The sequence below is a fragment of the Nocardioides sp. JS614 genome, assembly GCF_000015265.1.
Lineage (GTDB): Bacteria > Actinomycetota > Actinomycetes > Propionibacteriales > Nocardioidaceae > Nocardioides.
Window position 1 is genome coordinate 4107072 of record NC_008699.1, and the last position, 25763, is coordinate 4132834.

The following is a 25763-nucleotide window of genomic DNA, read 5'->3' on the forward strand; positions in this document are numbered from 1 at the left end:
ACGTCAGCCCTCCTGGTTCTCTGCCGGGGCGGGGGCGGCCTGCTCGGTCGCAGCGCCGGTCGCCTCGCTGGTGGGGGCGTCGCCGCCGCGGTCCGCGCGGGTCGGACGGTCGCCGCGCGAGCCACGGCTCGGGCGCTCCCCACCACGCTGCGGACGACCACCGCGACCGGGGACCCCGGCGCGGGCGGCAGCCTGGGCCTGGCGCTCGGCACGGGTGCCGGCGACCTCGCCCTTGTAGATCCAGACCTTCACGCCGATCCGGCCGAAGGTCGTGCGGGCCTCGTAGAAGCCGTAGTCGATGTCGGCGCGCAGCGTGTGCAGCGGGACGCGACCCTCGCGGTAGAACTCGGTGCGCGACATCTCGGCGCCGTTGAGCCGGCCCGAGCACTGGATCCGGATGCCCTTGGCACCCGAGCGCATCGAGGTCTGCATGGCCTTGCGCATGGCGCGCCGGAACTGCACGCGGCCGGAGAGCTGCTCGGCCACACCCTGGGCGACCAGCTGGGCGTCGACCTCGGGGTTCTTGACCTCGAGGATGTTCAGCTGGACCTGCTTGCCGGTGAGCTTCTCGAGCTCGCCGCGGATCCGGTCGGCCTCGGCGCCGCGGCGGCCGATGACGATGCCCGGGCGCGCGGTGTGGATGTCCACCCGCACGCGGTCACGGGTGCGCTCGATCTCCACCTTGGCGATGCCGGCCCGCTCCATGCCCTTGGAGAGCAGCTTGCGGATGGCGACGTCCTCGCCGACGTACGACTTGTAGAGCTTGTCGGCGTACCAACGGCTCTTGTGGTCGGTCGAGATGCCGAGGCGGAAGCCGTTCGGGTTGATCTTCTGGCCCATCAGGCACTCTTCCTCTTCTTCGGGGTCGCCTTCTTCTCTGCCACCACGTCGGCCGGCTGGACGACCAGGGTGATGTGGCTGGTGCGCTTGTTGATGCGCGTCGCACGACCCTGCGCCCGCGGGCGCCACCGCTTCATCGTCGGACCCTCGTCGACCTGCGCCACGGAGACGACCAGGTCCCCACGCTCGAGGCCCTCGGTGAGCTCGGCGTTGGCGACGGCGCTCTCGAGCACCTTGTAGACGGTCTCGGAGGCGGACTGCGGCGCGAACTGCAGCAGCGACAGGGCCTCGTCCACGGGCAGCCCGCGGACCATGTCGACGACCCGGCGGGCCTTCATCGGCGTGATCCGCGCGTAGCGGGCGCTCGCGAAGGCTCCGGGCTGGTCGCCGAGCAGCGTCTCGCGGCGCGCGCTGGTGCGCCTGCGCTCCGTGGTGCTCATCGACGACGCCCCTTCCGGTCTTCCTTGACGTGCCCGCGGTAGGTGCGGGTGGGAGCGAACTCCCCGAGCTTGTGGCCGACCATCGAGTCGGTCACGAAGACCGGCACGTGCTTGCGACCGTCGTGCACGGCGATCGTGTGACCGATCATGTCCGGCACGATCATCGACCGGCGCGACCAGGTCTTGATGACGTTGTGAGAGCCCTTGGCGTTCTCGGCGTCCACCTTCTTCTGCAGGTGGTCGTCGACGAACGGACCCTTCTTCAGGCTGCGAGGCATGTCTCTATTTCCCTATCAGCGCTTGTTCTTGCCGGTCTTGCGACGACGGATGATCTGGGAGTCGCTGGCCTTGCGCTTGCGCGTGCGGCCCTCGGGCTGGCCCCAGGGGGACACCGGGTGACGACCACCCGACGTCTTGCCCTCGCCACCGCCGTGCGGGTGGTCGACCGGGTTCATGACGACACCGCGGACGGTCGGGCGCTTGCCCTTCCAGCGCATCCGGCCGGCCTTGCCCCAGTTGATGTTGGACTGCTCGGCGTTGCCGACCTCACCGACGGTCGCGCGGCAGCGCACGTCCACGAACCGCATCTCGCCCGACGGCATCCGCAGCGTGGCACGCGAGCCCTCACGGGCGACCAGCTGGGCGCTGTTGCCGGCGGAGCGGGCGATCTTCGCGCCGCCACCCGGACGCAGCTCCACGCAGTGGATCGTCGTACCGACCGGGATGTTGCGCAGCGGCAGGTTGTTGCCGGGCTTGATGTCGGCGTTCGGGCCCGACTCCACGCGGGTGCCCTGCGTCAGGTCCTTCGGCGCGATGATGTAGCGCTTCTCGCCGTCGACGTAGTGCAGCAACGCGATCCGCGCGGTGCGGTTCGGGTCGTACTCGATGTGCGCGACCTTGGCCGGGACGCCGTCCTTGTCGTAGCGACGGAAGTCGATCAGACGGTAGGCGCGCTTGTGGCCGCCACCCTGGTGCCGGGTGGTGATCCGGCCCTGGTTGTTGCGGCCACCCTTCTTGGGCAGCGGACGCGTCAGCGACTTCTCCGGAGTGGTCCGGGTGATCTCGACGAAGTCGGCGACCGACGAGCCGCGGCGGCCCGGGGTAGTCGGCTTGTACTTGCGGATTGCCATGTGTCTTCAGTCCTCGTATCCAGCTGCCCGGTCAGGAGACCGGACCTCCGAAGATGTCGATGCGGTCGCCCTCAGCGAGGCTGACGATCGCGCGCTTGGTGTCCTTGCGCTTGCCCAGCCCGTTGCGGGTCCGACGCGTCTTGCCCGGACGGTTGATCGTGTTGACGGAGGTGACCTTGACGTTGAACACCTTCTCGACCGCGATCTTGATCTCGGTCTTGTTGGCGTCCGGGTGCACCAGGAAGGTGTACTTGTTCGCGTCGAGGAGGCCGTAGCTCTTCTCGGACACGACCGGCGCGAGCAGGATGTCGCGGTGGTCCTTGTGGAGCGTGCTCACTTCGCAGCCTCCTCGGCCGGGACGGGCTTGGACACGGCGGTGCCGTTCACGAAGGCGTCGTAGGCGCCCTGGGTGAAGACGACGTCATCGGATGCCAGCACGTCGTAGGTGTTCAGCTGGTCGACCGCCACGATGTGCACCTCGGGGGCGTTGCGCAGCGACAGCCAGGTGACGGTGTCGGTGCGCTCGAGCACCACGAGGAACCGCGAGCGCTCGGAGAGCGTCGACAGCGCGGCCAGGGCCGTCCTGGTCGACGGGGCCTCTGCCGTGATCAGCGACTCCACCACGTGGATCCGGTCGTTGCGCGCCCGGTCGGAGAGGGCACCGCGCAGGGCGGCGACCTTCATCTTCTTGGGGGTGCGCTGGTCGTAGCTGCGCGGCTGCGGGCCGTGGACGGTGCCACCGCCGGCGAACTGCGGGGCGCGGGTCGAGCCCTGGCGGGCGCGGCCGGTGCCCTTCTGCTTGTAGGGCTTGCGGCCACCGCCGCGGACCTCGCCGCGGGTCTTGGTGGCGTGCGTGCCCTGCCGGGCGGCGGCCTGCTGGGCCACCACGACCTGGTGGATCAGCGGGACGTTGAGCTCGACGTCGAAGATCTCGGCCGGGAAGTCGACCTTCGCGGCCTTCGGCGCGGCGGCCTTCTTGGCCGGGGCAGCCTTCTTCGCGGGCGCCGCCTTCTTGGCCGGAGCAGCCTTCTTCGCGGCGGTCGTCTTCGCAGCGTCCGTCTTCTTGGCAGCCGTCTTCTTCGCGGGGGTGGTCTTCTCGTTGTCCTCAGCCATGATCAGACCTCCTTGCCCGACGTGAGAGAGCTCTTGGCGGCCGAGCGGAGGACCACGAGGCCACCCTTGGGGCCGGGAACGGCACCCTTGAGGAGGATCAGGCCCTTCGCAGTGTCCACGGCGTGCACGGTGACGTTCTGGGTGGTCACCGTGTCGGTGCCCATCCGGCCGGCCATGCGGACGCCCTTGAACACGCGGCCCGGCGTGGCGCACGCGCCGATCGAGCCCGGCTTGCGGTGGTTGCGGTGGGCACCGTGCGAGGCGGAGACACCGGCGAAGCCGTGGCGCTTCATCGTGCCGGCGAAGCCCTTGCCCTTGCTGGTGCCGGTCACGTCGATCTCCTCGCCCGCGGCGAAGGTGTCGACGGCCAGCTCCTGGCCGACGGTGTAGTCGGCCGCGAGGGCGGTGCGGATCTCGACCAGGTGGCGGCGCGGCGTGGTGCCGGCCTTGCCGAAGTGACCGGCCTGCGGCTTGGTCACCTTGCGGCCGTCGATCTCGCCGTACCCGACCTGGATGGCGTTGTAGCCGTCGGTGGCGGGCGTCCGCACCTGGGTGACCACGTTGGTGCCCGCGGCGATCACGGTGACGGGGACGACGCGGTTGTTCTCGTCCCAGACCTGGGTCATGCCGAGCTTGGTGCCCAGCAGGCCCTTCATGTTGCGCTCGATTGTCATCTCAGGAACCTCAGAGCTTGATCTCGATGTCGACGCCGGCAGGCAGGTCGAGGCGCATCAGCGAGTCGACGGTCTTCGGCGTGGGGTCGATGATGTCGATGAGGCGCTTGTGGGTGCGCATCTCGAAGTGCTCGCGGGAGTCCTTGTACTTGTGGGGCGAGCGGATGACGCAGTACACGTTCTTCTCGGTCGGCAGCGGCACCGGGCCGGCGACCTTGGCACCCGTGCGGGTGACGGTGTCCACGATCTTGCGCGCCGAGGTGTCGATCACCTCGTGGTCATAGGCCTTGAGCCTGATGCGGATCTTCTGTCCCGCCATAGGTCTCTCTCGTCCTTCTCGATTCGGTACCGCGTGCAGTCCCGGGGCTTCCTCCGGCTTGAGTCGGCCCCGCCCGGTGCTCCGCCGCCTCGCAGCTCCGACCCCCGCGGTCGGGCGTGTCGCACCTGTGAGGCACAACACGAGACCGGTTGATCTCGCCTGCTGTGTTGGTGGTGCCCGACGGTTCGTCGGGCGGATCGGGTCTCCTGGGTCGGTGCGGCCGCACGCCGGACCACTGACCCCTCATGGAGACGCGATTCAGTAGTCAAGATGTGTGGCGCACCCCGGCAACCCGCCGAAGCAACCGGACCATCTTGGCAGACTTCGCGGCGAGCACCAAACTCGGCGCCGCTGACCACCCCTGACCGCTCCCCGACCGCCCCCCGGCCGCCCTCCGACCTCCGACGGCGGGCACCTGGGAGGATGTCCGGGTGTCGGGCGACCAGTACCCTCCCCCGGGCGGATCGCCCCCGAGCCCGCCCCCGCCCGGATGGCAGCCACCGCCGCCCCCGACACCCGTCCCGCCGGCGCCCGGCTGGGCGCAGTCGCCAGTCGTCGCGCCGGGCATGCTGGGCGCCGCACACAAGCCGGGTGCGATGCCGCTGCGCCCGCTCGCGCTCGGCGACATGTACGACGCGGCGTTCCGGATCATCCGGTTCAACCCGAAGGCCACGGTCGGCTCCGCGGTGCTCGTCGCGGCGGTCGCGATGGGCGTCCCGGTCCTGGTCACCGCGCTGCTGACGCTGGTCGTGGATCTCTCCGCCGCACAGTCCGGCGACGACCTCTCCACTGCCGAGGTCGTCGGCTACGCCGGGTCGATCGGCTCGCTGTTCCTCGGCACCGCGCTGCAGTCGGTGGGCTCGATCCTGGTCACCGGCATGGTCGCCCACGTGACGGCGGCCGCGGCGATCGGCCGCCGGCTCACCCTCGGCGAGGCCTGGGCCGCGACCCGGGGCTCGCGCTGGCGGCTGGTCGGGCTGACACTGCTGCTGGGCCTGATGCTGGCCGGGCTGCTGCTCGCCTACGGCCTGCTCTGGATCCTGGCGGTCGTGCTGCTGCCGACCTGGGCGATCGTCCTGTTCGGCGTGCTCAGCGTCCCGGCGTTCCTCGCGTTCGCCTGCTGGTTCTGGATCCGGGTCTACTACCTGCCGGTGCCGGCCCTGATGATCGAGCGGACCCGGGTGCTGGCCGCGATCGGGCGGGGCTTCCGGCTGACCCGGCGGCAGTTCTGGCGGACCTTCGGGATCGCGCTGCTGACCGTGATCGTCACGGGGATCGCCGGGAGCATGCTGTCGGCGCCGTTCACGATCGCCGCTCAGCTGCTGCCGCTGGCGATGGCCGAGTCCCGCTACGCCGTACTCGTCCTGGTCGTGCTGAGCGCGATCGCCACCGTCGTCCAGACCGCGTTCGTCACCCCCTTCACCTCCGCGGTCACGAGCGTGCAGTACCTCGACCAGCGGATCCGCAAGGAGGCCTACGACGTCGAGCTGATGACCCAGGCCGGGATCACCGCGTCGTGACCGGTCCGCTGCTCGCGATCCTGGCCGAGCCCCCGCTCGATCCGTCGCCGGACGAGGCCGGCTCGCTGCTGCGCCGGGAGCTGGTGCGCCCGGAGTACCACGACCGCGACGTGCTCCAGCAGGTGCTGGACTGGGTCGACCGGCTGGTGAGCAGCGCCGTCGACGCCGCCTCGCGGACCCCACCACTGTCGACGTTCGCGGCCATGGTCGCGTTCCTGCTGCTCGCGCTCGGACTGGGTTGGCTGGTCTCCCGGGCGCGGCGTACCGCCCGGTCCACCCGGGAGCGCGCGGTGCTGCCGGCGGGAGCCGTCCTGAGGGCGGACGACCTGCGGGCCCGGGCCGAGCGGGCGCTCGCGGAGGGCCGCGCCGAGGACGCGGTGGTCGACGCATTCCGCGCGCTCGCCGTCCGGCAGGTCGAGCGCGGCGTGCTGGAGGACCGCCCTGGTGCCACCGCTCACGAGGTCGCCACCGCCCTCGGCGCTGCTCACCCCGACCAGCGACCGCGGGTCGACGGCACCGCGGCGCTCTTCGACGCGGTGCGGTACGGCGACCGACCGGCCTCGCCCGCCCAGGCACGGGGCGTGCTGGAGCTCGATGACGTGCTGGGCGGTCGGGGATGAGTGGCCACGGGCTGCTCCGGCAGCGCTCCACGCTGGTCGTCCTCGCCGGCCTGACGCTCGCGGTCGTCGTCGTGCTCCTGCTCGGCGACGCCGGCGCCCGTCGTGGCGTGGCGCTCGACCCGGACAACCCCGACCCGGACGGCGCGCGAGCCCTCGCGCGGGTGCTTTCCGACCAGGGGGTGGACGTGACGATCGCGCGCGGCGCTGAGGCCCTCGACGCGACCGAGGTCGAGGACGCGACCGTGCTGGTGACCTCGACCGGGCTGCTCGGGGAGAGCACGATCGCGCGACTCGTCGAGCACACCGCGGGGGCCCGGCTGGTGCTGGCCGAGCCCGGCCCGGGCACCACCGCGGCGCTCGGCGTCGACAGCCTGCCCTACCAGGTGACGCTCGACGAGCCGCGCCCCGCCGACTGCGCGGACCCGACGTATGCCGGGCTCTCCGTCCAGGTCGACCACGCCGTGGAGTACCCCGTGCGCGGCGGCTGCTTCCGCGGCGAGCACGGGGCGCTCGTGGCCGAGCCCCGTCCCGACCTCGTGCTGCTCGGCGCCGGCGAGCTGCTCAGCAACGGCCAGGTGCTCCGCGCCGACGACGCCGCGGTCGCGCTGCGGCTGCTCGGCGAGCGGGACCACCTGGTCTGGTACGTGCCCTCCCTCGACGACCTGGTCGGCGACGACGGGGTCAGTCTCGCCACCCTGCTGCCGCGCTGGCTGCGGCCCGCGCTCTGGGTGCTCGCGCTCAGTGCGTTCGCGCTGCTGCTGTGGCGGGCGCGACGGCTGGGACCGCTCGCGACCGAGCCGCTGCCGGTGGTCGTGAAGGCCATCGAGACCACCCGGAGCCGGGGCCGGCTCTACCGCAAGGCCGGCGATCGCGGGCACGCCGCCGAGGTCCTGCGCTCGGCCGCCCGAAGGCACGCGGCCGACCGGCTCGGGCTCGACACGCGCGCCGACGCGGCCAGGCTGGTCGACGACGTCGTCCGTCACACCGGCCGGGCTCGCGACGAGGTCGCGTGGCTGCTCGGGCCCGGCGCCCCTCCCCCGACCACCGACCACGACCTGATCGCCCTGGCCGACCGCCTGGCCCAGCTCGACAGAGAGGTACGCCGCCCATGACCGACCCCCACCACCCCGACCACCCCGGCCGTTCCGAGGCCGCCGACCGGGACGCGCGCGACCGGCTCGCCGCCGTACGCACCGAGGTCGCGAAGGCCGTCGTCGGCCAGGACGCCGCCGTGTCGGGCCTGCTCGTGGCCCTGCTGTGCGGCGGGCACGTGCTGATGGAAGGCGTGCCCGGCGTCGCGAAGACGCTGCTGGTGCGCACCCTCGCGGCGGCGCTCTCGGTGGACGCGCGCCGGGTGCAGTTCACCCCCGACCTGATGCCCGGCGACATCACCGGCTCGATGGTCATCGACGGCACCCGCGGGGAGCTGATCTTCCGCGAGGGTCCGATCTTCACGAACCTGCTGCTGGCCGACGAGATCAACCGCACCCCGCCGAAGACCCAGTCGGCGCTGCTCGAGGCGATGGAGGAGGGCCAGGTCTCGGTGGACGGCGTCTCTCGGCCGCTGCCTCGCCCCTTCCTCGTCGCGGCGACGCAGAACCCGGTCGAGTACGAAGGCACCTACCCGCTCCCCGAGGCGCAGCTGGACCGCTTCCTGCTCAAGGTGGTCCTGCCGATCCCCGAGCGGGCGGACGAGCTGGAGATCGTGCGCCGACACGCGGCCGGCTTCGATCCGCGCGACGTCCCGGCCGCCGGCGTGCGCGCGGTGGCCGGCGCCGACGACATCACGGCCGGCCGGGCGGCGGTCGGCCGGGTGCAGGTGACGCCGGAGGTCGCGGCGTACGTCGTCGACATCGCCCGGGCGACCCGGGAGTCGCCGTCGCTGAGCCTGGGGGTGAGCCCCCGCGGCGCCACCGCGCTGCTGCGCTCGGCCCGGGCCTGGGCATGGCTGACCGGCCGGGACTTCGTGACGCCCGACGACGTCAAGGCGCTGGCGCACGCGACGCTCGTGCACCGCCTCGGGCTGCGACCCGAGGCCGAGCTCGAGGGCGTCGACGTCGGCCAGGTGCTCGCGTCCGCCCTCGGGTCGGTGCCGGTCCCGAGGTAGAGGAGCGTCGATGGCGATCTCCGGCCGGGTCCCGCTGCTGCTGCTCCTCGGGGTAGCGGCCGTGCTGCTGCGCCCGGGGATGGGGACGGTCTGGCTGTGGGTGCTCGCGGTCGCGCTCCTGGTGGCCGCCGACCTGCTGCTGGCGCCCGCACCCGAGCGGCTCTCCTTCGAGCGGCCGGCGGTCGGGACGGTGCTTCTGGGGCAGCCGACCGAGACCCGGCTGGTCGCGTGCAACGTGTCGCGACGCCGGGTCCGGGGCACCCTGCGGGACGCGTGGCAGCCGTCGGCCGGCGCGACCGGCAACCGGCACCGGCTCGCCCTCGGGCCGGGTGACCGGGTGGAGCTGCGCACGGCACTGCTGCCGGTGCGGCGGGGGGACCTGCGCGCCCTGGGCGTCACCGTGCGCCTGCGGGGTCCGCTGGGGCTGGCCGCGCGCCAACGCACCCGCGTCGTCGACGGGGCGGTCCGCTCGCTGCCGCCGTTCGACTCCCGCAAGCACCTGCCCAGCAGGCTGGCCCGGCTGCGGGACCTGGACGGCCGCGCCGCGGTGCGGGTGCGCGGCGCCGGCACCGAGTTCGACTCGCTGCGCGAGTACGTGCGCGGCGACGACGTACGCTCCATCGACTGGCGCGCGAGCGCGCGCAACCGTGCGGTCGTGGTCCGCACCTGGCAGCCCGAGCGCGACCGTCGAGTGGTGCTCGTGCTCGACACCTCACGGACCTCGGCCGGACGGGTCGGCGACGTCCCCCGCCTCGACTCCGCGATGGACGCCGCCTTGCTGCTCGCGGCGCTCGCCGCCCGGGCCGGCGACCGCGTCGACTTCGTGGCCGGCGACCGTCGGGTCCGGGCCCGGCTCCGCTCCGCCGGCGCCCGCGACGTCGCCGCGCGGCTCCAGGACGCCATGGCCGACCTCGAGCCGCTGATCGCCGAGGCCGACTGGGACTCGCTCGCCGGCGCGGTCACCGCGCTGGGCCGCCAGCGCGCGCTGGTCGTCCTCCTCACCCCGCTCGAGCCGGCGGCGGTCGAGGAGGGACTGCTCCCCGTCCTGCCGACGCTCACCAAGCACCACCGGGTGGTGCTCGCCTCGGTCCGCGACCCCGCGCTGGAGCAGCTCGCCGCCGCGCGCGGCACCCTCGACGAGGTGTACGACGCCGCCGCGGCCGAGCAGGTCCTCGGCCGGCGCCGCCGTACCGCCGGGCTGCTGCGCACGCTCGGCGTGGACGTGGTGGACGCCGACGCCGAGCAGCTGCCGCCCGCCCTGGCCGACCACTACCTGAGCCTCAAGGCGCGCGGGCTGCTCTGATCGGCGCGGCGGTGGTGGACGGTTTCCCCGGTTAACCGGGGAAACCGGAACTGTTGGGCCGAAACTTCGGGCCAGAAGTTCCAACATCCCCGGTGAACCGGGGAAACCGACCCCGGCGCTCAGGCCTCGCTGGTGACCCGGTCCTCGAGGAGGGCGGGGTCGAGGTCGCCGGTGTGGCCACGACGGACGGCGTCGCGGCCGAGCACGAACACGTAGGAGAGGAACACCGCCTCGGCGAGGACGCCGATGCCGACGCGGGCCCAGGTCGGCAGGCCGGAGGGAGTCACGAACGCCTCGATCAGGCCGCTGACGAGCAGCACGGCGACCAGGCCGAGGGCGACGGTGCCGGCGGTGCGGCCCTCCCGCGCCAGCGCCTGGGTACGGGTCAGCGGACCGGGCTCCACCCAGGACCAGAACAGCCGCAGGCCGACGCCGCCGGCGACGAACACCGCGGTCAGCTCGAGCAGCCCGTGGGGCAGGATCAGCCCCCAGAAGTGCGCACCGTGGTCATGGCGGATCATGATCGAGCCGATGATCGCGAGGTTCGCGATGTTCTGGAACAGCAGGTAGACGACCGGGACGCCGAGCACCCCCAGCGCCAGGCACAGCGCGGCGACCCAGGCGTTGTTGACCCAGACCTGGGCGGCGAAGTGACTCGCGGCGTACTCGCTGTAGTAGTCCTCGAAGTCGTGGGCGACCAACTGGTCGACCTGCTCGGGTGAGAGCAGGCTCTGCTCGACCGCCGGGTGGTCCAGCAACCACAGCATCATCACGGCGGTCACCGCGACGTTGGCCGCGAGCGTGCCGAGCCACCACCAGCGCAGCCGGTACAGCGCGGCCGGGAACCGGTCGACGAAGAAGAGGCGGACGCCGCGCCAGGTGCTCGTGCGGGTGCCCGTGGCCCGGTTGCGGGCCCGGGAGAGCAGGGCCGAGAGGTGGGCGACGACGGTGGCGTCCGGCGCGGAGGTGCGTACGACCGAGAGATGGGTGGCGACCCGCTGATAGCGCTCGACGAGCTCGTCGGCCTCGGCGCCCGTGAGCCGATGCTTGCGGGTCAGCTCCTCGAGCCGGCGCCACTCCGACGCGTGCGCGCCGACGTACGCGTCGAGGTCCATGACCAGGAGCCTAGGCTCCCCGCGCCGGGCCCCGGCCGCTCCTACACTGGGCGCCGATGGCGCCCCCCGAGTTCGCGACGCTCACCACCGACGACCTGGTCACCGGCGAGGCGGTCGCGCTCGACCTCCCGCCCGCGGGCCTCGGCCTGCGGATCGCCTCCGGCCTGGTCGACGTGCTCGTCACCGCCGGCGTCCTGGTCGCGCTGGTCCTCGGCCTGGTGATCGCCGCCCTCCAGGCGGACGAGGCGCTGCTCCAGGTCGCGATGCTGGCCGCCGTGATCGTCGCCTTCGTGGGTTTCCCGACCGCGCTGGAGACGCTGAGCGGCGGTCGCTCCCTGGGCAAGCTGGCGTTCGGGCTGCGCACGGTGCGCGACGACGCGGGGCCGATCTCCTTCCAGCACGCGTTCGTCCGGGCCCTGGTCGGCGTCGTCGAGATCTACCTGTTCTTCGGCGGGCCCGCGTTCTTCTCGGCGCTGCTGAGCGTCCGCGGCAAGCGGCTCGGCGACTTCGCCGCCGGGACGTACGTCGTCCGTGAGCGGGTCAAGCTGCAGCTCGGCCCGCCCGCGGCGATGCCGCCGCAGCTGGCGCGCTGGGCGGCCGGCGCCGACCTCGCCGCGCTGCCGACCGGCCTGGCCCTGGCCGTGCGCCAGTTCCTCGCGCGGCTCCCGCAGATCGACCCGGCTTCGCGGGCGAGCATCGGCGGCCGGCTGGCCGCGGCCGTCGAGGAGTACGTCGCCCCCGCGCCACCAGCGGGCACCCCACCCGAGGCGTTCCTCGCCGCGGTCGTGGCGGCCCGGCGCGACCGCGACGCGGCCCGGCTGGCGCGGCAGGCGGAGCTGCGCCGGCGGCTGACCCGCGACCGCTGAGCCCGCGGTCCCGGGCGAAGGTCACGGAACGTGACCACCGGCGGGCCCAAGGTCAACCGGTTCTGCTGTCCTTGGTCCCTCCCCCGCACCCGGGGGCGCGCCCACGATGGGCCCGTGCCGGCAGCATCCCGTTGCCGGCAGCGCATGGAGATCGTCCGGCTCCCCGACCCGGTCGCGGCGGAACCACGCCCGGTTGTGGGAGCGTTCCCATAGAAACGCGATGCGTGTTACGGAAACGTTACGGCTGGTCCTTGACGGGAGGGAGCGTAAACGTTTACATCGTGTTCGACGGAGCGGGTTTCGGGCACGCGGACCCAGGACGGACCTGCTGACAACGCAGAGAGGAAAGCACGCATGCGATCACGCAAGACGCGCCGGGGGATGGCAGTCGCTGCCGCTCTCGTGAGCGCAGGACTCGTTCTCGCCGGCTGTGGCGGGAGCGACGACGGTGGTAGTGGCGAGGCCAGCGGCAAGTCGCCGGGCGAGGGCAAGGCCGAGTGCGAGCAGCTCACGCAGTTCGGTGACCTGACCGGCAAGGACGTCACGGTCTACACCTCGATCGTGGCGCCCGAGGACAAGCCCCACATCGACTCCTGGAAGGTCTTCGAGGACTGCACCGGCGCCGATGTGAAGTACGAGGGCTCGAAGGAGTTCGAGACCCAGCTGCAGGTGCGCGTCCAGTCGGGCAACCCGCCGGACATCGCGTACGTCCCGCAGCCCGGCCTGCTCCAGACCCTGGTCGGCACCGGCAAGGTCGTCGAGGCCCCCGACACGGTCTCGGCCAACGTCGACAAGTGGTTCGGTGAGGACTGGCGCTCGTACGGCAGCGTGGACGGCAAGCTGTACGCCGCCCCGCTGGGCGCGAACGTGAAGTCCTTCGTGTGGTACTCCCCCAAGATGTTCGCCGAGAACGGCTGGGAGATCCCGACGACGTGGGACGACATGCTCGCCCTGTCCGACACGATCACCGCGACCGGCATCAAGCCGTGGTGCGCGGGCATCGAGTCCGGCGAGGCCACCGGCTGGCCGGCCACCGACTGGCTCGAGGACGTGCTGCTCCGCTCGGTCGGTCCGGACGTCTACGACCAGTGGGTCGCCCACGAGATCCCCTTCAACGACCCCGCGGTCGTCGAGAGCCTCGACAACGTCGGCGCGATCCTGAAGAACGACAAGTACGTCAACGGCGGCATCGGTGACGTCAGCTCGATCGCCACGACCGCGTTCCAGGACGGCGGCCTGCCGATCCTCGACGGCAAGTGCGCCCTGCACCGCCAGGCGAGCTTCTACGCCGCCAACTGGCCCGAGGGCACCGACGTCTCGGAGAACGGCGACGTGTTCGCGTTCTACCTGCCGGCCATGGGCGACGAGTTCGGCAACCCGGTCCTCGGCGGCGGCGAGTTCGTCGCAGCGTTCTCGGACGCGATCGAGGTCCAGGCCTTCCAGACCTACCTGTCCAGCGACCAGTGGGCCAACGAGAAGGCCAAGGCCACCCCGAACGGCGGCTGGGTCAGCGCGAACAAGGGCCTGGACATCGCCAACCTGGCGAGCCCGGTCGACAAGCTCTCCGGCGAGATCCTGCAGGACCCGGACGCGGTCTTCCGCTTCGACGGGTCCGACATGATGCCGGGTGAGGTCGGCGCTGGTTCGTTCTGGAAGGAAATGACCAACTGGATCACCGGCGAGAGCACCCAGGACGCGCTCGACAAGATCGAGGCCTCCTGGCCGTGACGGAGCTCCTCCCCGCCGGTCGCTGACCGGCGGGGAGGAACCGCTCTCGGCTCCATCTGCCAGGCCGCGACACCCCTGTCCCCCCGCGGGGCGGGTGTCGCGGCCCGGCCCGTCTCCACCACCACCTCACCGTCCGCCCGGCCGCCGAGCCGCCGCTCGCCGGCCCGAGTCCATCGGGAGTGCCTGTATGTCCACAGGTGAGAAGTTCATCCAGATGGTGATCGCGATCGCGGTGTTCTTCGCCGTGGTCGCGGTCATCTTGCTGCTCACCCAGCGGCTCCGGTCCCGCCGGGGCGAGCTGGTGCAGTCGGCGGCGTTCGTGCTGCCGGCGATCGCCCTGATCGGCGTCGGCCTGCTGTACCCCGCGGTCACGACGATCTACCAGTCGTTCCTGGACCGCACCGGCGACGCCGGGGTCGGGTTCGACAACTACAAGACCATCTTCACCGACGCCGACCAGCTCATCGTGCTGCGCAACACCGCGGCCTGGGTGATCCTGGTGCCGATCCTGTCCACGGTCATCGGCCTCGTGTACGCCGTGCTCGTGGACCGGTCCCGCTTCGAGAAGGTCGCGAAGGCGCTGATCTTCCTGCCGATGGCGATCTCGCTGGTCGGCGCCTCGATCATCTGGCGGTTCGTCTACGACTACCACGACAAGAGCCAGACCCAGATCGGCATCGCGAACGCCGTCCTCAAGGGGCTGGGCTTCGACACCTACAAGTTCATCCTCAACGATCCCTGGAACACGGTCTTCCTGATCGTCGTGATGATCTGGGTGCAGGCCGGCTTCGCGATGGTGATCCTCTCGGCCTCGATCAAGGCCATCCCCGACGACATCGTCGAGGCCGCCCGGCTCGACGGTGTGGGCGGGTTCCGGATGTTCCGCTACATCACCGTGCCGAGCATCCGCCCGTCCCTGATCGTCGTGCTCACCACGATCAGCATCACCACGCTGAAGGCCTTCGACATCGTGCGGACGATGACCGGCGGCAACTTCGACACCAGCGTGCTGGCCTACCAGTTCTACCGGGAGTACTTCGTCTCCGCGAACCAGGGCCTGGCCACGGCGATCGCGACGCTGATCTTCGTCCTGGTCATGCCGATCGTCATCTACAACGTCCGTCAGATGCGCAAGCTGGAGGCACGATGAACCACCCCACGCAACCGCTCGCTGCGCTCGCGCTTCCGGGGGGCCACCGATGAGCACCGCCGTCCCCGAGCAGAAGGGCGTCGAGGCCGTGGTGGCCCAGGAGCCCGTGACCGCCACCGCCAAGCGTGCGCTGAGCTCGCCGTGGGCATCGCTCGCGGCGATCATCATCGCCGTCCTGTGGACCATCCCGACCTTCGGCCTGCTGGTGACCTCGTTCCGGCCCGAGTCCGCGATCACGACCAGCGGCTGGTGGACGGCACTGTGGAACGGCGGCTGGACACTGGACAACTACGACCAGGTCCTCAACGGCAGTGACACCAACCTGGGCACGTACTTCGTGAACTCGCTGGTGATCACGGTCCCGTCCGTGCTGATCCCGATCAGCATCGCGGTGATGGCGGCCTACGCCTTCGCCTGGATGAAGTTCCCCGGCCGCGACTTCTTGTTCGTCGCGATCTTCGCGCTGCAGATCGTGCCGATCCAGGTCACGATGATCCCGCTGCTGAAGCTCTACGTGAACCAGGGTTTCGCCGGTTCCGAGGCACCCGGCGGCGGCTTCTACACGATCTGGCTGTCGCACTCGATCTTCGCGCTGCCCCTGGCGATCTACCTGCTGCACAACTTCATGAGCCAGATCCCCGGCGAGCTGATCGAGTCGGCGCGCGTCGACGGCGCCGCCCACGTCCAGATCTTCACCCGGATCATGCTGCCCCTGATGGCGCCCGCCATCGCCGCGTTCGGGATCTTCCAGTTCCTCTGGGTCTGGAACGACCTGCTCGTCGCGCTCGTCTTCGGCGGCGGCAGCCTGGAGATCTCGCCGCTCACCGTCCGGCTCGCCGAGCTGTCCGGCACCCGCGGCAACGACTGGTTCCTGCTGTCCGCCGGCGCCTTCGTCTCGCTGGTCATCCCGCTGATCGTGTTCCTGTCGCTGCAGCGGTACTTTGTCCGCGGCCTGCTGGCGGGCAGCGTCAAGGGGTAGGTCCAGGAACCACGGTCAGGACGGACGACATGAGGAGGTCAATGGGCCTCGGCGACGTGCTCGGCCAGCCAGTGGTAGGACGCCTTGGGGGTCCGGGTCTGGTCCTTCGGGTCCACGTGGACGACACCGAACGTCTTGGTGTAGCCCTCGGCCCACTCGAAGTTGTCCAGCAGGGTCCACACGATGTAGGCCCGCACGTCGGCACCGGCCGACCGGGCCCGCTCGGTCGCGGCGATGTGGTCGCGCAGGTAGGCGATCCGGTCCTGGTCGTCGATGACGCCGGCGGCACCCTCCCGGAGGGTGTCGTCGGCGTAGGCCGCGCCGTTCTCGGTCACGATCAGCGGCAGCCCGGTGCGCCGGTGCGTCTCGACGAGCAGCTCCTCCAGGCCACGGGCCTCGACCTCCCAGCCGATGTCGGTGCGCGGCTCGCGGACCACGAAGGACACCGGGGTGGCGCCGGGATAGGCGTCGACCTCCGGGTGGGTCTCGAGCGCGGGGTCGGCGAGGGTCGGCCGGAACGGCGTGTAGTAGTTGATCCCGATCCAGTCGGCCGAGCCGCGGACCAGCTCGAGGTCGCCCTCGTGGACCACGTCGGGGTCGGCCAGCTCGGGCGCGACGGCGAGCAGCCCGTCGTCGTACGCGCCGTCGACGAGCGGGCCGAGCCAGAGCCGGTTGCGGATGGCGTCGACCCCGTCCGCCGCGGCCACCGCGTCGGGCGACTCGGGCCAGAACGGCGCCAGGTTGAGGGCGATGCCGACGTCGCCGACCCCGGCCTCGTGCAGGCGGGCGGCGGCGAGGCCGTGGCCGAGCAGCAGGTGGTGGGCCGCCCGGTGGGCGGCGCCGCCCTCGCGCCGGCCGGGGGCGTGGATGCCGGCGGCGTAGCCGAGGTAGGCCGCACACCACGGCTCGTTGTGGGTCGCCCAGACGCCCACCCGGTCGCCGAGCCGCTCGTGGACGACCATCGCGTAGTCGGCGAAGGCCTCGGCGGTCGACCGCTCCAGCCACCCGCCCCGGTCCTCGAGGGCCTGCGGCAGGTCCCAGTGGTAGAGGGTCGCCGTCGGGGAGACGCCGCGCGCCAGCAGCGCGTCGACCAGGCGGTCGTAGTAGTCGAGGCCGCGCGGCTCGACCCGGCCGGTGCCCTCGGGCAGCACCCGCGGCCAGGCGATCGAGAAGCGGTACCACCCGACGCCGAGGCCGGCGACCAGGTCGGCGTCCTCCTCGTAGCGGTGGTAGGAGTCGCAGGCGACCGAGCCGTCCGAGCCGTCCCGGATGGCGCCGGGACGGGTTGTGAAGGTGTCCCAGATCGAGGCGCCGCGACCGTCCTCGGCGGTCGCTCCCTCGATCTGGTACGACGCGGTCGCGGCGCCGTAGGCGAGGGTGCTGGGGCTCGGCAGGTGCAGGCTCATGCGCTCCACGGTAGTGCGTGGGCCACCGGAGTGGGAGCGCTCCCGCTGTGACGGGCATCAAGGACGTCGCCCGCGAGGTCGAGATGTCGACCGCGACGGTCTCGCGCGCCCTGCGCGGCCTGCCCGGGGTCTCCGAGGAGACCCGGAGCCGGGTCCGGGAGACCGCCCGGCGGCTGGGCTACGTGCCCTCGCCGAGTGCGGCCGGCCTGGCCAGCGGGCAGACCCGGACGGTGGCCGTGATCGTCCCGTTCGTGACCCGTTGGTTCTTCGCCGCCGTCGTCCAGGGCGCCGAGGAGGTGCTCCGCGAGCGCGGCTACGACCTGTTGCTCTACAACCTCGCCGGCGACCCGTCGGCGCGGCACCGCGTCTTCGAGACCAGCCTGCTCACCAAGCGCGTCGACGCGGTCATCGTGCTCAGCCTCAAGCCCAGCCCGGACGAGCGGGCCCGACTGGAGAAGCTCGGGCGTCCGGTGACCATCGTGGGGGCGGACCTGCCGGGCTGGGCGACGGTCCGCATCGACGACCACCTGGCCGCGCAGACCGCCATGCGCCACCTGCTCGACCTCGGCCACGAGCGGATCGGGTACGTCGGCGGCGCCACCGAGGGGGTCCTCGACTTCACCGCGCCCACGGCCCGGCTGGCCGGCTACCGCGACTCCCTCGTCGAGGCCGGCCACGCCCTCGCGCCCGCGCTGGAGGCCAACGGCGAGTTCACGGTCACCGGCGGGATGCGGGCCGGCCGGGAGCTGCTGCAGCGCCCCGACCGCCCCACCGCCGTCTTCGCCGCCTCCGACGAGATGGCCATCGGCGTGCTCCGGGCCGCCCGTGAGCTCGGTCTCGCCGTGCCCGAGGAGCTGTCGGTGATCGGCATCGACGACCACGAGATGGCCGCGATCTTCGACCTCACCACGGTCGCGCAACCGGTCCACGAGCAGGGCCGGGTGGCCGCCCTGCAGGTCCTCGGCGCGCTCGGCCGGCGCGACTGGGAGCCCGAGCAGGTGCTGCTGCCGACCCGGCTGGTGGTACGTCGGACGACGGCCGCCCCGGCGCCCCGCCCGGGGCCTAGCGCGCGGCGCCGCGGCGGCGGTAGGCGAGGTCGGTGATCGCGCGCCCGGCCGCGATCCCCTTGCGCTCGAACTTCGTCACCGGACGCTCCGCCCACCGCTCCACGACGCCGCCCTCGAGCATCGGCTCGGCGTCGAGCACCTCGACCATCTGGTCGGCGTAGTCGGCCCAGTCGGTCGCCAGCCGCCACTCGGCACCGGGCGCCAGCCGCCCCGCGACGAGCCGGGCGAAGGACGCGGTGACCAGGCGTCGCTTGTGGTGCTTCGCCTTGTGCCAGGGGTCGGGGAAGAAGGTCCAGAGCGCCGCGAGGCTGTCGGGCTCCACCAGGTGCGCCATCGACCACACGGCGTCCACGCTGAGCAGCCGGACGTTGGACAGGCCGGCCGCGCCGATCCGGCCGAGCGTGTCCGCGACCCCGGGCCGCCAGACCTCGATCGCGACCACGTCGTGGTCGGGCCGCGCCGCCGCCAGGGCGACCGTCGACTCGCCGATGCCCGAGCCGATCTCGACGATGAGGGGCGCGCTGCGCTCGAAGCAGCCGGCCAGGGTGAAGCCGGGGTCGTCGACCGCCTCGTCGGGCACCCACCAGCGCTCGGCGTACGCGGCCCAGGCCTGCTGCTGACGAGGCGAGAACCGGCTGCCCCGACGCGAGTAGGTGAGCACCTCCCGCATCCGCCGCCCGTCCGCCGTGAGCTTGTGGTGCGGGCGCGCGGGGCGCACCCCGTCGGGGGCGTGTTCGGGCATGGCCCCATCCTCCCCCAGCCCCCGACCGGGACGCGGATCGGGAGGCGTGCCCGGGCGTCCCGGGCACCCGTGCCCTTCGGCCCTACTCGTGCCGAACCGGGTTTTCTAGCGTCGGAGACGAGGGAACCAACATCGGGTAGGCAGGTAGGCAGGTAGGTCGGCATGAACCACACCATCGACGACGTGCACGAGGCCGGGCGCAGGATCGCGGTCACGTCGTTCCCCTGGGACCACGAGGACATCAGCGAGCTGATGGCCGCGTCCTTCGGGACCGTGGCGCGGTACCTCGGGCGGATCGGGGTCCCGATCACCGGGCCGGCAGTGGGCTACTACACCAAGCAGGCCGACGGCCGCTTCCGCGTCTCGGCCGGCTTCGTGGTGGACGAGGCGTTCGAGGGTGACGGGACCGTGGAGCTGACGCGGCTGCCCGCCGGCCGGGTGATCACCACGGTGCACATCGGCCCCTACGAGCGGCTCACCGAGAGCTACGACACGCTCCAGGACTACGCCGCCCGCCACCATCTGGTGCTCGACCAGGAGGCCATGTGGGAGGAGTACCTCTCCGGCCCCGACGTCGACCCCGAGCAGGTCCACACCCGGGTGACCTGGCCGGCGACCCACGCGAACGTGCCCGTATCGGTACATTGACGGGCGTGCTGGACCGCCACCGCCTCGCCGAGCTCCGAACGACCGAGGAGGAGCGGTTCGTCGCCGCTCGTCCGCGCTCAGCCGCGCTGGCGGCACGGGCCCGCGGGCCGTTGCTGGCCGGCGTGCCGATGCCGTGGATGACCCGCTGGCCGGGCCGCTTCCCGGTGTTCTTCGAGTCCGCCACGGGCGCCCGACTCGTCGACGTCGACGGGCACGAGTACGTCGACCTGTGCCTGGGCGACACCGGCGCGATGACGGGGCACGCGCTGCCGCAGGTGGCCGACGCCCTGGCCGCCCGCGCCCGCAGTGGCATCACCACGATGCTCCCGTCGGCGGACGCCGTGTGGGTCGGCGAGGAGCTCGCCCGGCGCTTCGGGCTGCCGACGTGGCAGCTCGCGATGTCGGCGACCGACGCGAACCGGTTCGTGCTGCGCTTCGCCCGGCACCTGACCGGGCGACCGAGGATCGCGGTCATGGACTGGTGCTACCACGGCACGGTGGACGAGACTCTCGCCGTCCTCGACGGTGACCGAGTCGTCCCGCGTCCGGGCGCGCTCGGGCCGCAGGTGCCGGTCGCGGAGACGACGGCGGTGGTTCCCTTCAACGACGCCGAGGCGCTCGAGCGCCGGCTGGCCGTCGGGGACGTGGCGTGCCTCCTCATGGAGCCCGCGCTGACCAACATCGGCATCGTGCTGCCCGAACCGGGCTACCTCGAGGCCGTCCGCGAGATCACCCACCGCCATGGCGTGCTGCTGGTGATCGACGAGACCCACACCCTGTGCACCGGGCCCGGCGGCGCCACCGCCGCGTGGGGCCTGGAGCCGGACCTGGTCGTGGTCGGCAAGCCGATCGGCGGCGGGGTGCCGTGCGCGGCGTACGGCATGAGTGCCGCGGTCGCCGACCGGCTCTCCGGCCCGATGCTCGGCCACGAGATCGACGTCGCCGGCGTCGGCGGGACCCTCACCGGCAACGCCCTGGCCCTGGCCGCGATCCGGGCCACCCTGTCGACCTGCCTGCGCGAGGAGGACTTCACCGTCGCGATCCCGCTCGCCGAGCGCTTCACCGACGGCGTGGCCGGCGTGATCGCCGAGCACCGGCTGCCCTGGCACGTGCAGCGGCTCGGCTGCCGGGCGGAGTACTGGTTCTGCCCGCCCCCGCGCGACGGCGCGGCCGCGGCCGCCGCGGTCGACGAGGAGCTCGAGGGCTTCTTGCACCTGTGGTGCCTCAACCGGGGCGTGCTGCTCACCCCGTTCCACAACATGGCGCTGTTCTCCCCCGCCCACACCCCCGCCGACGTGGACCGGCACACCGAGGTCTTCGGCGAGGCCGTCGCCGCGCTGCTCGCCTGACGCCGAGTCGGCGCATCTTGCCCGCTCAGGGAGCTGGCGCACGGCTCATTGCCGCCGTCTCGCTGCGCTCGCCGGCTCGTGGTTAGGCGCGGGGTCACCGCCGCCGTCTCGCTGCGCTCGCCGGCTCGTGCGTACGGGTCGCCGAGTCGGCGCTATTTGCTCCTCCGCTGCGCTCCCCCGCAACTACCGCCGACTCGGCTCACAAGCGCGCAGGATGCCTGATCCAAAGCAAAGGGCCCCGAAAGCTGCTGCGCAGCTTTCGGGGCCCTTCGTTTGGATCAGGCGATCACTTCGTGATCTTGGTGACCCGGCCGGCGCCGACGGTGCGGCCGCCCTCGCGGATCGCGAAGCGCAGACCCTCGTCCATGGCGATCGGCTGGATCAGCTCGACGGCCATCTCGGTGTTGTCGCCCGGCATGACCATCTCGGTGCCCTCGGGGAGGGTCACCACGCCGGTCACGTCCGTGGTCCGGAAGTAGAACTGCGGGCGGTAGTTGTTGAAGAACGGCGTGTGGCGGCCGCCCTCCTCCTTCGAGAGGATGTAGACCGAGGCCTCGAAGTTGGTGTGCGGGGTCGTGGTGCCGGGCTTGGCGACGACCATGCCGCGCTCGACGTCCTCGCGCTTGGTGCCGCGGAGCAGCAGACCGACGTTCTCACCGGCCTGGCCCTCGTCGAGCAGCTTGCGGAACATCTCGACACCGGTGACGGTGCTCTTCTGCGAGGCCTCGCGGATGCCGAGGATCTCGACCTCCTCGCCGACCTTGACGATGCCGCGCTCGATCCGGCCGGTGATGACCGTGCCGCGACCGGTGATCGTGAAGACGTCCTCGACCGGCATCAGGAACGGCTTCTCGGTGTCGCGCTCCGGGGTCGGGATGTACTCGTCGACCGCGTTCATCAGCTCGAGGACCGACTCGCCCCACTTGGCGTCGCCGTTGAGGGCCGGGAAGGCCGCCACGCGCACGACCGGGATGTCGTCGCCCGGGAACTCGTACTCGGAGAGGAGCTCGCGCACCTCCATCTCGACGAGCTCGATGAGCTCCTCGTCGTCGACCATGTCGCACTTGTTGAGCGCGACGACCAGGGCGGGCACGCCGACCTGGCGGGCCAGCAGCACGTGCTCACGGGTCTGCGGCATCGGGCCGTCGGTGGCGGCGACCACGAGGATCGCGCCGTCCATCTGCGCGGCACCGGTGATCATGTTCTTGATGTAGTCCGCGTGACCCGGGCAGTCGACGTGCGCGTAGTGCCGCGACTCGGTCTGGTACTCGACGTGCGCGATCGAGATGGTGATACCGCGCTGACGCTCCTCAGGGGCCTTGTCGATCTCGTCGAACGGCGTGAAGGGGTTCAGGTCCGGGTACTTGTCGTGCAGCACCTTGGTGATCGCCGCCGTGAGCGTCGTCTTGCCGTGGTCGATGTGACCGATGGTGCCGATGTTGACGTGCGGCTTGGTCCGCTCGAACTTCGCCTTAGCCACTGTGGGCTCCTCCTGGTTGGGTTGTTACTTGACTCGTACTTGCTGGTGGTACTGCCGAGGGTCCGGACTGCAGCCGCTGGGGCTACTCGCCACGCACCTTCTTGATGATCTCGTCGGCGATGCCCTGGGGGACCTCGGCGTACGAGTCGAACTCCATCGAGTACGAAGCCTGGCCGGAGGTCTTCGACCTCAGGTCGCCAACGTACCCGAACATCTCTGAGAGCGGCACGAGGGCACTGATGACCATGTCACCGTGACGCTCCTCCTGGGCCTGGATGTGGCCGCGACGGCTGTTGATGTCGCCGATGACCGTGCCGAGGAAGGTCTCCGGCGTGGTCACCTCCACCGCGAACATCGGCTCGAGCAGCACGGGCTTGGCCTGCCGCGCGGCCTCCTTGAAGGCCTGGTTGCCGGCGATCTTGAACGCGAGCTCGGAGGAGTCGACGTCGTGGTAGGCGCCGTCCTCGAGGGTGACCTTCACGTCGACCATCGGGTAGCCGGCGAGCACGCCGAACTCCATCGCCTCCTGGGCGCCCTGGTCGACCGAGGGGATGTACTCGCGCGGCACGCGACCACCGGACACGTTGTTCACGAACTCGTAGCCCGCGCCCGTGTTGGTCTCGGGGTCGATGCTCGGCTCGAGCGAGATGATCACCTTCGCGAACTGGCCCGAACCACCGGTCTGCTTCTTGTGGGTGTAGCTGTGGTTCTCGACCTTGCGGCGGATGGTCTCGCGGTAGGCGACCTGCGGCTTGCCGACGGTGGCCTCGACGCGGAACTCGCGGCGCATCCGGTCGACCAGGATCTCCAGGTGCAGCTCGCCCATGCCGGCGATGATGGTCTGGCCGGTCTCCTCGTCGGACTTGACGGTGAACGTCGGGTCCTCGTCGGAGAGGCGCTGGATCGCCGTACCGAGCTTCTCCTGGTCGCTCTTGGTCTTGGGCTCGATCGCGACCTCGATCACCGGGGCGGGGAACGTCATCGACTCGAGGACGACCTGGTGCTGTGGGTCGGACAGGGTGTGCCCCGTCTTGGTGTCCTTGAGACCCATGACGGCCACGATCTGGCCGGCACCGACCGACGCGATCTCCTCACGCTTGTTGGCGTGCATCTGGTAGACCTTGCCGATCCGCTCCTTGCGGCCGTTGACCGAGTTGACCACGGTCGAGCCGGCCTCGAGCTTGCCGGAGTAGACCCGGATGTAGATCAGCTTGCCGAGGTGCGGGTCCGAGGCGATCTTGTAGGCCAGGCCGGAGAACGGCTCGCTGTCGGCGGGCTTGCGGGAGACCTTCTCGTTCTCGTCCTTGACGGAGTGACCGATGATCTCGCCGATGTCCAGCGGGGACGGCAGGAACTTCACGACCGCGTCGAGCAGGGGCTGCACGCCCTTGTTCTTGAACGCGGTGCCGCACAGGACCGGGTTGACCTTGTCGGCCAGGGTGGCGCGACGGATCGCGGCCTCGAGCTCCTCGACGGTGAAGTCCTCGCCCTCGAGGTACTTCTCCATGACGTCGTCGTCGGCCTCGGACAGGGTCTCGAGCAGCTTCTCGCGGTACTCCGCGGCCTGCTCGGCCAGCTCGGCCGGGATCTCCTCGACCTCGTAGTCCTCGCCCATCTTGGTCTCGCCGCGCCAGGTGAGCGCGCGCATCCCGACCAGGTCGACCACACCGAGGAAGTCCGACTCGGCGCCGATCGGGAGCTGGAGCACGAGCGGGGTGGAGTTGAGGCGCTCGACCATCATGTCGACGCAGCGGAAGAAGTCCGCGCCGGTGCGGTCGAGCTTGTTGACGAAGCACATCCGCGGGACGGCGTACTTGTTCGCCTGGCGCCACACGGTCATCGTCTGCGGCTCGACGCCGGCCACGCCATCGAAGACGGCGACCGCGCCGTCGAGGACGCGCAGCGAGCGCTCGACCTCGGCGGTGAAGTCCACGTGGCCCGGGGTGTCGATGATGTTGATCTGGTGGTCCTTCCACCAGCAGGTCGTCGCCGCGGACGTGATGGTGATGCCGCGCTCCTGCTCCTGCTCCATCCAGTCCATCGTGGCCGCGCCCTCGTGGACCTCACCGATCTTGTAGGTGATGCCGGTGTAGAACAGGATGCGCTCGGTCGTCGTCGTCTTGCCGGCGTCGATGTGCGCCATGATGCCGATGTTGCGGACCTTGTTGAGGTCGGTGGTGATGTCGACAGCCACTGTCTGTCCGATCCTTGGGAGTCGTAGGTAGTGCTGGGCGCGAGAGCGGGACCCGGCGAGTTGCGCCGCGGCCCGCTCCCCGCGATCACCAGCGGTAGTGCGCGAAGGCCTTGTTGGACTCGGCCATCTTGTGGGTGTCCTCACGCTTCTTCACCGCGGCACCGAGGCCGTTGGAGGCGTCGAGGATCTCGTTCATCAGCCGCTCGTGCATCGTCTTCTCGCGGCGGTCCTGGGCATAGCCGACCAGCCAGCGCAGCGCGAGCGTGGTGCCGCGCGTGCCCTTGACCTCGATCGGGACCTGGTAGGTCGCGCCACCCACGCGGCGGGACTTGACCTCGATCGCGGGCTTGACGTTGTCGAGCGCACGCTTCAGCGTGACGACCGGGTCGGTGCCGGTCTTCTCGCGGCACCCCTCGAGCGCGGTGTAGACGATGCGCTGGGCGACCTGCTTCTTGCCGTCCTGGAGCACCTTGGAGACCAGCTGGGAGACCAGCTGCGACCCGTAGACCGGGTCGATGTCGATCGGCCGCTTCGGGGCCGGACCCTTGCGCGGCATATCAGCTCTTCTCCTTCTTGGCGCCGTAGCGGCTGCGGGCCTGCTTGCGGTTCTTCACGCCCTGGGTGTCGAGCGTGCCGCGGATGATCTTGTAGCGGACGCCCGGGAGGTCCTTCACGCGGCCACCGCGGACGAGCACGATCGAGTGCTCCTGCAGGTTGTGGCCGACGCCCGGGATGTACGCCGTGACCTCGACGCCGCTCGACAGGCGCACGCGGGCGACCTTGCGGAGGGCGGAGTTCGGCTTCTTCGGAGTCGTGGTGTAGACGCGGGTGCACACACCGCGTCGCTGGGGCGAACCCTTGAGGGCAGGCGTCTTGTTCTTCGACACCTTGTCCTGGCGGCCCTTGCGGACCAACTGCTGAATGGTGGGCACCGGGTGGTTCCCCTTCTTTTCCGCTCTCAGTACGGGCGCTC

The 25763-nt window shown here is 71.3% G+C and carries 27 protein-coding genes; 12 read left to right on the forward strand and 15 right to left on the reverse strand.

Going from position 1 to position 25763, the window contains the following annotated elements; translation table 11 throughout:
- Positions 1–3: 3 nt before the first annotated feature.
- The 8 genes from rpsC to rpsJ are packed head-to-tail and all read right to left on the reverse strand — an operon-like array spanning position 4 to position 4516.
- On the reverse strand, positions 4–840 hold the full coding sequence (rpsC, locus tag NOCA_RS21185) for a 30S ribosomal protein S3 (RefSeq protein WP_011757328.1): 837 nt from the start codon (positions 838–840) through the stop codon (positions 4–6).
- The gene (rplV, locus tag NOCA_RS21190; RefSeq protein ID WP_011757329.1) at positions 840–1280 is read right to left on the reverse strand and encodes a 50S ribosomal protein L22; all 441 of its coding nucleotides are present in this window, start codon (positions 1278–1280) and stop codon (positions 840–842) included. Before rplV ends, rpsC begins: the two co-directional genes overlap by 1 nt.
- Positions 1277–1558, reverse strand: a complete 282-nt coding sequence (rpsS, locus tag NOCA_RS21195) for a 30S ribosomal protein S19 (protein ID WP_011757330.1) — start codon at positions 1556–1558, stop codon at positions 1277–1279. The genes rplV and rpsS overlap by 4 nt, the downstream gene beginning before the upstream one ends.
- A gap of 15 nt (positions 1559–1573) precedes the next feature.
- Complete coding sequence (gene rplB, locus NOCA_RS21200) at positions 1574–2410, reverse strand: 50S ribosomal protein L2 (RefSeq protein ID WP_011757331.1); 837 nt, start codon at positions 2408–2410, stop codon at positions 1574–1576.
- Positions 2411–2441: 31 nt separating this feature from the next.
- Positions 2442–2747 (reverse strand): 50S ribosomal protein L23, encoded by a 306-nt coding sequence (rplW, locus tag NOCA_RS21205; protein ID WP_011757332.1) that lies wholly within the window; start codon positions 2745–2747, stop codon positions 2442–2444.
- On the reverse strand, positions 2744–3523 hold the full coding sequence (gene rplD, locus NOCA_RS21210; RefSeq protein WP_011757333.1) for a 50S ribosomal protein L4: 780 nt from the start codon (positions 3521–3523) through the stop codon (positions 2744–2746). Before rplD ends, rplW begins: the two co-directional genes overlap by 4 nt.
- Before the next feature lie 2 nt (positions 3524–3525).
- Positions 3526–4197: a 50S ribosomal protein L3 gene (gene rplC, locus NOCA_RS21215; protein ID WP_011757334.1), complete on the reverse strand. Its 672-nt coding sequence runs from the start codon at positions 4195–4197 to the stop codon at positions 3526–3528.
- 10 nt (positions 4198–4207) lie between these two features.
- Positions 4208–4516 (reverse strand): 30S ribosomal protein S10, encoded by a 309-nt coding sequence (gene rpsJ / locus NOCA_RS21220; RefSeq protein WP_008360994.1) that lies wholly within the window; start codon positions 4514–4516, stop codon positions 4208–4210.
- Positions 4517–5082: 566 nt separating this feature from the next.
- Between rpsJ and NOCA_RS21225 the strand changes: the two genes are divergently transcribed.
- The 5 genes from NOCA_RS21225 to NOCA_RS21245 are packed head-to-tail and all read left to right on the forward strand — an operon-like array spanning position 5083 to position 10066.
- Positions 5083–6036 (forward strand): hypothetical protein, encoded by a 954-nt coding sequence (locus NOCA_RS21225; protein WP_041546775.1) that lies wholly within the window; start codon positions 5083–5085, stop codon positions 6034–6036.
- Positions 6033–6656 (forward strand): DUF4129 domain-containing protein, encoded by a 624-nt coding sequence (locus NOCA_RS26090; protein ID WP_011757336.1) that lies wholly within the window; start codon positions 6033–6035, stop codon positions 6654–6656. Before NOCA_RS21225 ends, NOCA_RS26090 begins: the two co-directional genes overlap by 4 nt.
- Entirely contained in the window at positions 6653–7768 is a 1116-nt protein-coding gene (locus NOCA_RS21235; protein WP_011757337.1) for a DUF4350 domain-containing protein, read from the forward strand. Before NOCA_RS26090 ends, NOCA_RS21235 begins: the two co-directional genes overlap by 4 nt.
- Complete coding sequence (locus NOCA_RS21240) at positions 7765–8763, forward strand: AAA family ATPase (protein WP_011757338.1); 999 nt, start codon at positions 7765–7767, stop codon at positions 8761–8763. Before NOCA_RS21235 ends, NOCA_RS21240 begins: the two co-directional genes overlap by 4 nt.
- Before the next feature lie 10 nt (positions 8764–8773).
- Positions 8774–10066: a DUF58 domain-containing protein gene (locus NOCA_RS21245; RefSeq protein ID WP_011757339.1), complete on the forward strand. Its 1293-nt coding sequence runs from the start codon at positions 8774–8776 to the stop codon at positions 10064–10066.
- A 119-nt stretch (positions 10067–10185) separates the two neighbouring features.
- On the opposite strand, the gene NOCA_RS21250 is transcribed toward NOCA_RS21245, so the two are convergent.
- Positions 10186–11181 carry a stage II sporulation protein M gene (locus tag NOCA_RS21250; RefSeq protein ID WP_011757340.1) on the reverse strand — a complete coding sequence of 332 codons (996 nt, stop codon included), beginning with the start codon at positions 11179–11181 and terminating at the stop codon, positions 10186–10188.
- 56 nt (positions 11182–11237) lie between these two features.
- Here NOCA_RS21250 and NOCA_RS21255 point away from each other — a divergent pair, with 56 nt between their 5' ends.
- The 4 genes from NOCA_RS21255 to NOCA_RS21270 all read left to right on the forward strand — a co-directional run bounded on the left by NOCA_RS21255 (position 11238) and on the right by NOCA_RS21270 (position 15904).
- The gene (locus NOCA_RS21255; RefSeq protein WP_011757341.1) at positions 11238–12047 is read left to right on the forward strand and encodes an RDD family protein; all 810 of its coding nucleotides are present in this window, start codon (positions 11238–11240) and stop codon (positions 12045–12047) included.
- Positions 12048–12401: 354 nt separating this feature from the next.
- The gene (locus NOCA_RS21260) at positions 12402–13775 is read left to right on the forward strand and encodes an ABC transporter substrate-binding protein (RefSeq protein ID WP_011757342.1); all 1374 of its coding nucleotides are present in this window, start codon (positions 12402–12404) and stop codon (positions 13773–13775) included.
- Between the two features lie 187 nt (positions 13776–13962).
- On the forward strand, positions 13963–14925 hold the full coding sequence (locus tag NOCA_RS21265) for a carbohydrate ABC transporter permease (RefSeq protein ID WP_011757343.1): 963 nt from the start codon (positions 13963–13965) through the stop codon (positions 14923–14925).
- A gap of 49 nt (positions 14926–14974) precedes the next feature.
- On the forward strand, positions 14975–15904 hold the full coding sequence (locus tag NOCA_RS21270; RefSeq protein WP_011757344.1) for a carbohydrate ABC transporter permease: 930 nt from the start codon (positions 14975–14977) through the stop codon (positions 15902–15904).
- Positions 15905–15942: 38 nt separating this feature from the next.
- On the opposite strand, the gene NOCA_RS21275 is transcribed toward NOCA_RS21270, so the two are convergent.
- Entirely contained in the window at positions 15943–17310 is a 1368-nt protein-coding gene (locus tag NOCA_RS21275) for a GH1 family beta-glucosidase (RefSeq protein ID WP_011757345.1), read from the reverse strand.
- Positions 17311–17357: 47 nt separating this feature from the next.
- Here NOCA_RS21275 and NOCA_RS21280 point away from each other — a divergent pair, with 47 nt between their 5' ends.
- Positions 17358–18413, forward strand: coding sequence for a LacI family DNA-binding transcriptional regulator (locus tag NOCA_RS21280; protein WP_011757346.1), 1056 nt, complete (start codon positions 17358–17360; stop codon positions 18411–18413).
- Here the strand turns inward: NOCA_RS21280 and trmB are convergent.
- Positions 18373–19119 carry a tRNA (guanosine(46)-N7)-methyltransferase TrmB gene (gene trmB, locus NOCA_RS21285; RefSeq protein WP_011757347.1) on the reverse strand — a complete coding sequence of 249 codons (747 nt, stop codon included), beginning with the start codon at positions 19117–19119 and terminating at the stop codon, positions 18373–18375. The two genes, NOCA_RS21280 and trmB, sit on opposite strands and share 41 nt — an antisense overlap.
- A gap of 162 nt (positions 19120–19281) precedes the next feature.
- Between trmB and NOCA_RS26095 the strand changes: the two genes are divergently transcribed.
- Both NOCA_RS26095 and NOCA_RS21295 read left to right on the forward strand, forming a co-directional pair.
- A complete protein-coding gene (locus tag NOCA_RS26095) occupies positions 19282–19767 on the forward strand; it encodes a GyrI-like domain-containing protein (RefSeq protein ID WP_011757348.1) in 486 nt (161 codons plus the stop codon).
- Positions 19768–19772: 5 nt separating this feature from the next.
- Positions 19773–21116, forward strand: coding sequence for an aspartate aminotransferase family protein (locus NOCA_RS21295; RefSeq protein WP_041546776.1), 1344 nt, complete (start codon positions 19773–19775; stop codon positions 21114–21116).
- 286 nt (positions 21117–21402) lie between these two features.
- Here the strand turns inward: NOCA_RS21295 and tuf are convergent, their stop codons facing one another.
- The 4 genes from tuf to rpsL all read right to left on the reverse strand — a co-directional run bounded on the left by tuf (position 21403) and on the right by rpsL (position 25722).
- Positions 21403–22596 carry an elongation factor Tu gene (gene tuf, locus NOCA_RS21300; RefSeq protein ID WP_011757350.1) on the reverse strand — a complete coding sequence of 398 codons (1194 nt, stop codon included), beginning with the start codon at positions 22594–22596 and terminating at the stop codon, positions 21403–21405.
- An 82-nt stretch (positions 22597–22678) separates the two neighbouring features.
- Entirely contained in the window at positions 22679–24790 is a 2112-nt protein-coding gene (fusA, locus tag NOCA_RS21305; protein ID WP_011757351.1) for an elongation factor G, read from the reverse strand.
- Between the two features lie 85 nt (positions 24791–24875).
- A complete protein-coding gene (gene rpsG / locus NOCA_RS21310; protein ID WP_011757352.1) occupies positions 24876–25346 on the reverse strand; it encodes a 30S ribosomal protein S7 in 471 nt (156 codons plus the stop codon).
- A 1-nt stretch (position 25347) separates the two neighbouring features.
- Complete coding sequence (gene rpsL / locus NOCA_RS21315; protein ID WP_011757353.1) at positions 25348–25722, reverse strand: 30S ribosomal protein S12; 375 nt, start codon at positions 25720–25722, stop codon at positions 25348–25350.
- Positions 25723–25763 lie beyond the last annotated feature (41 nt).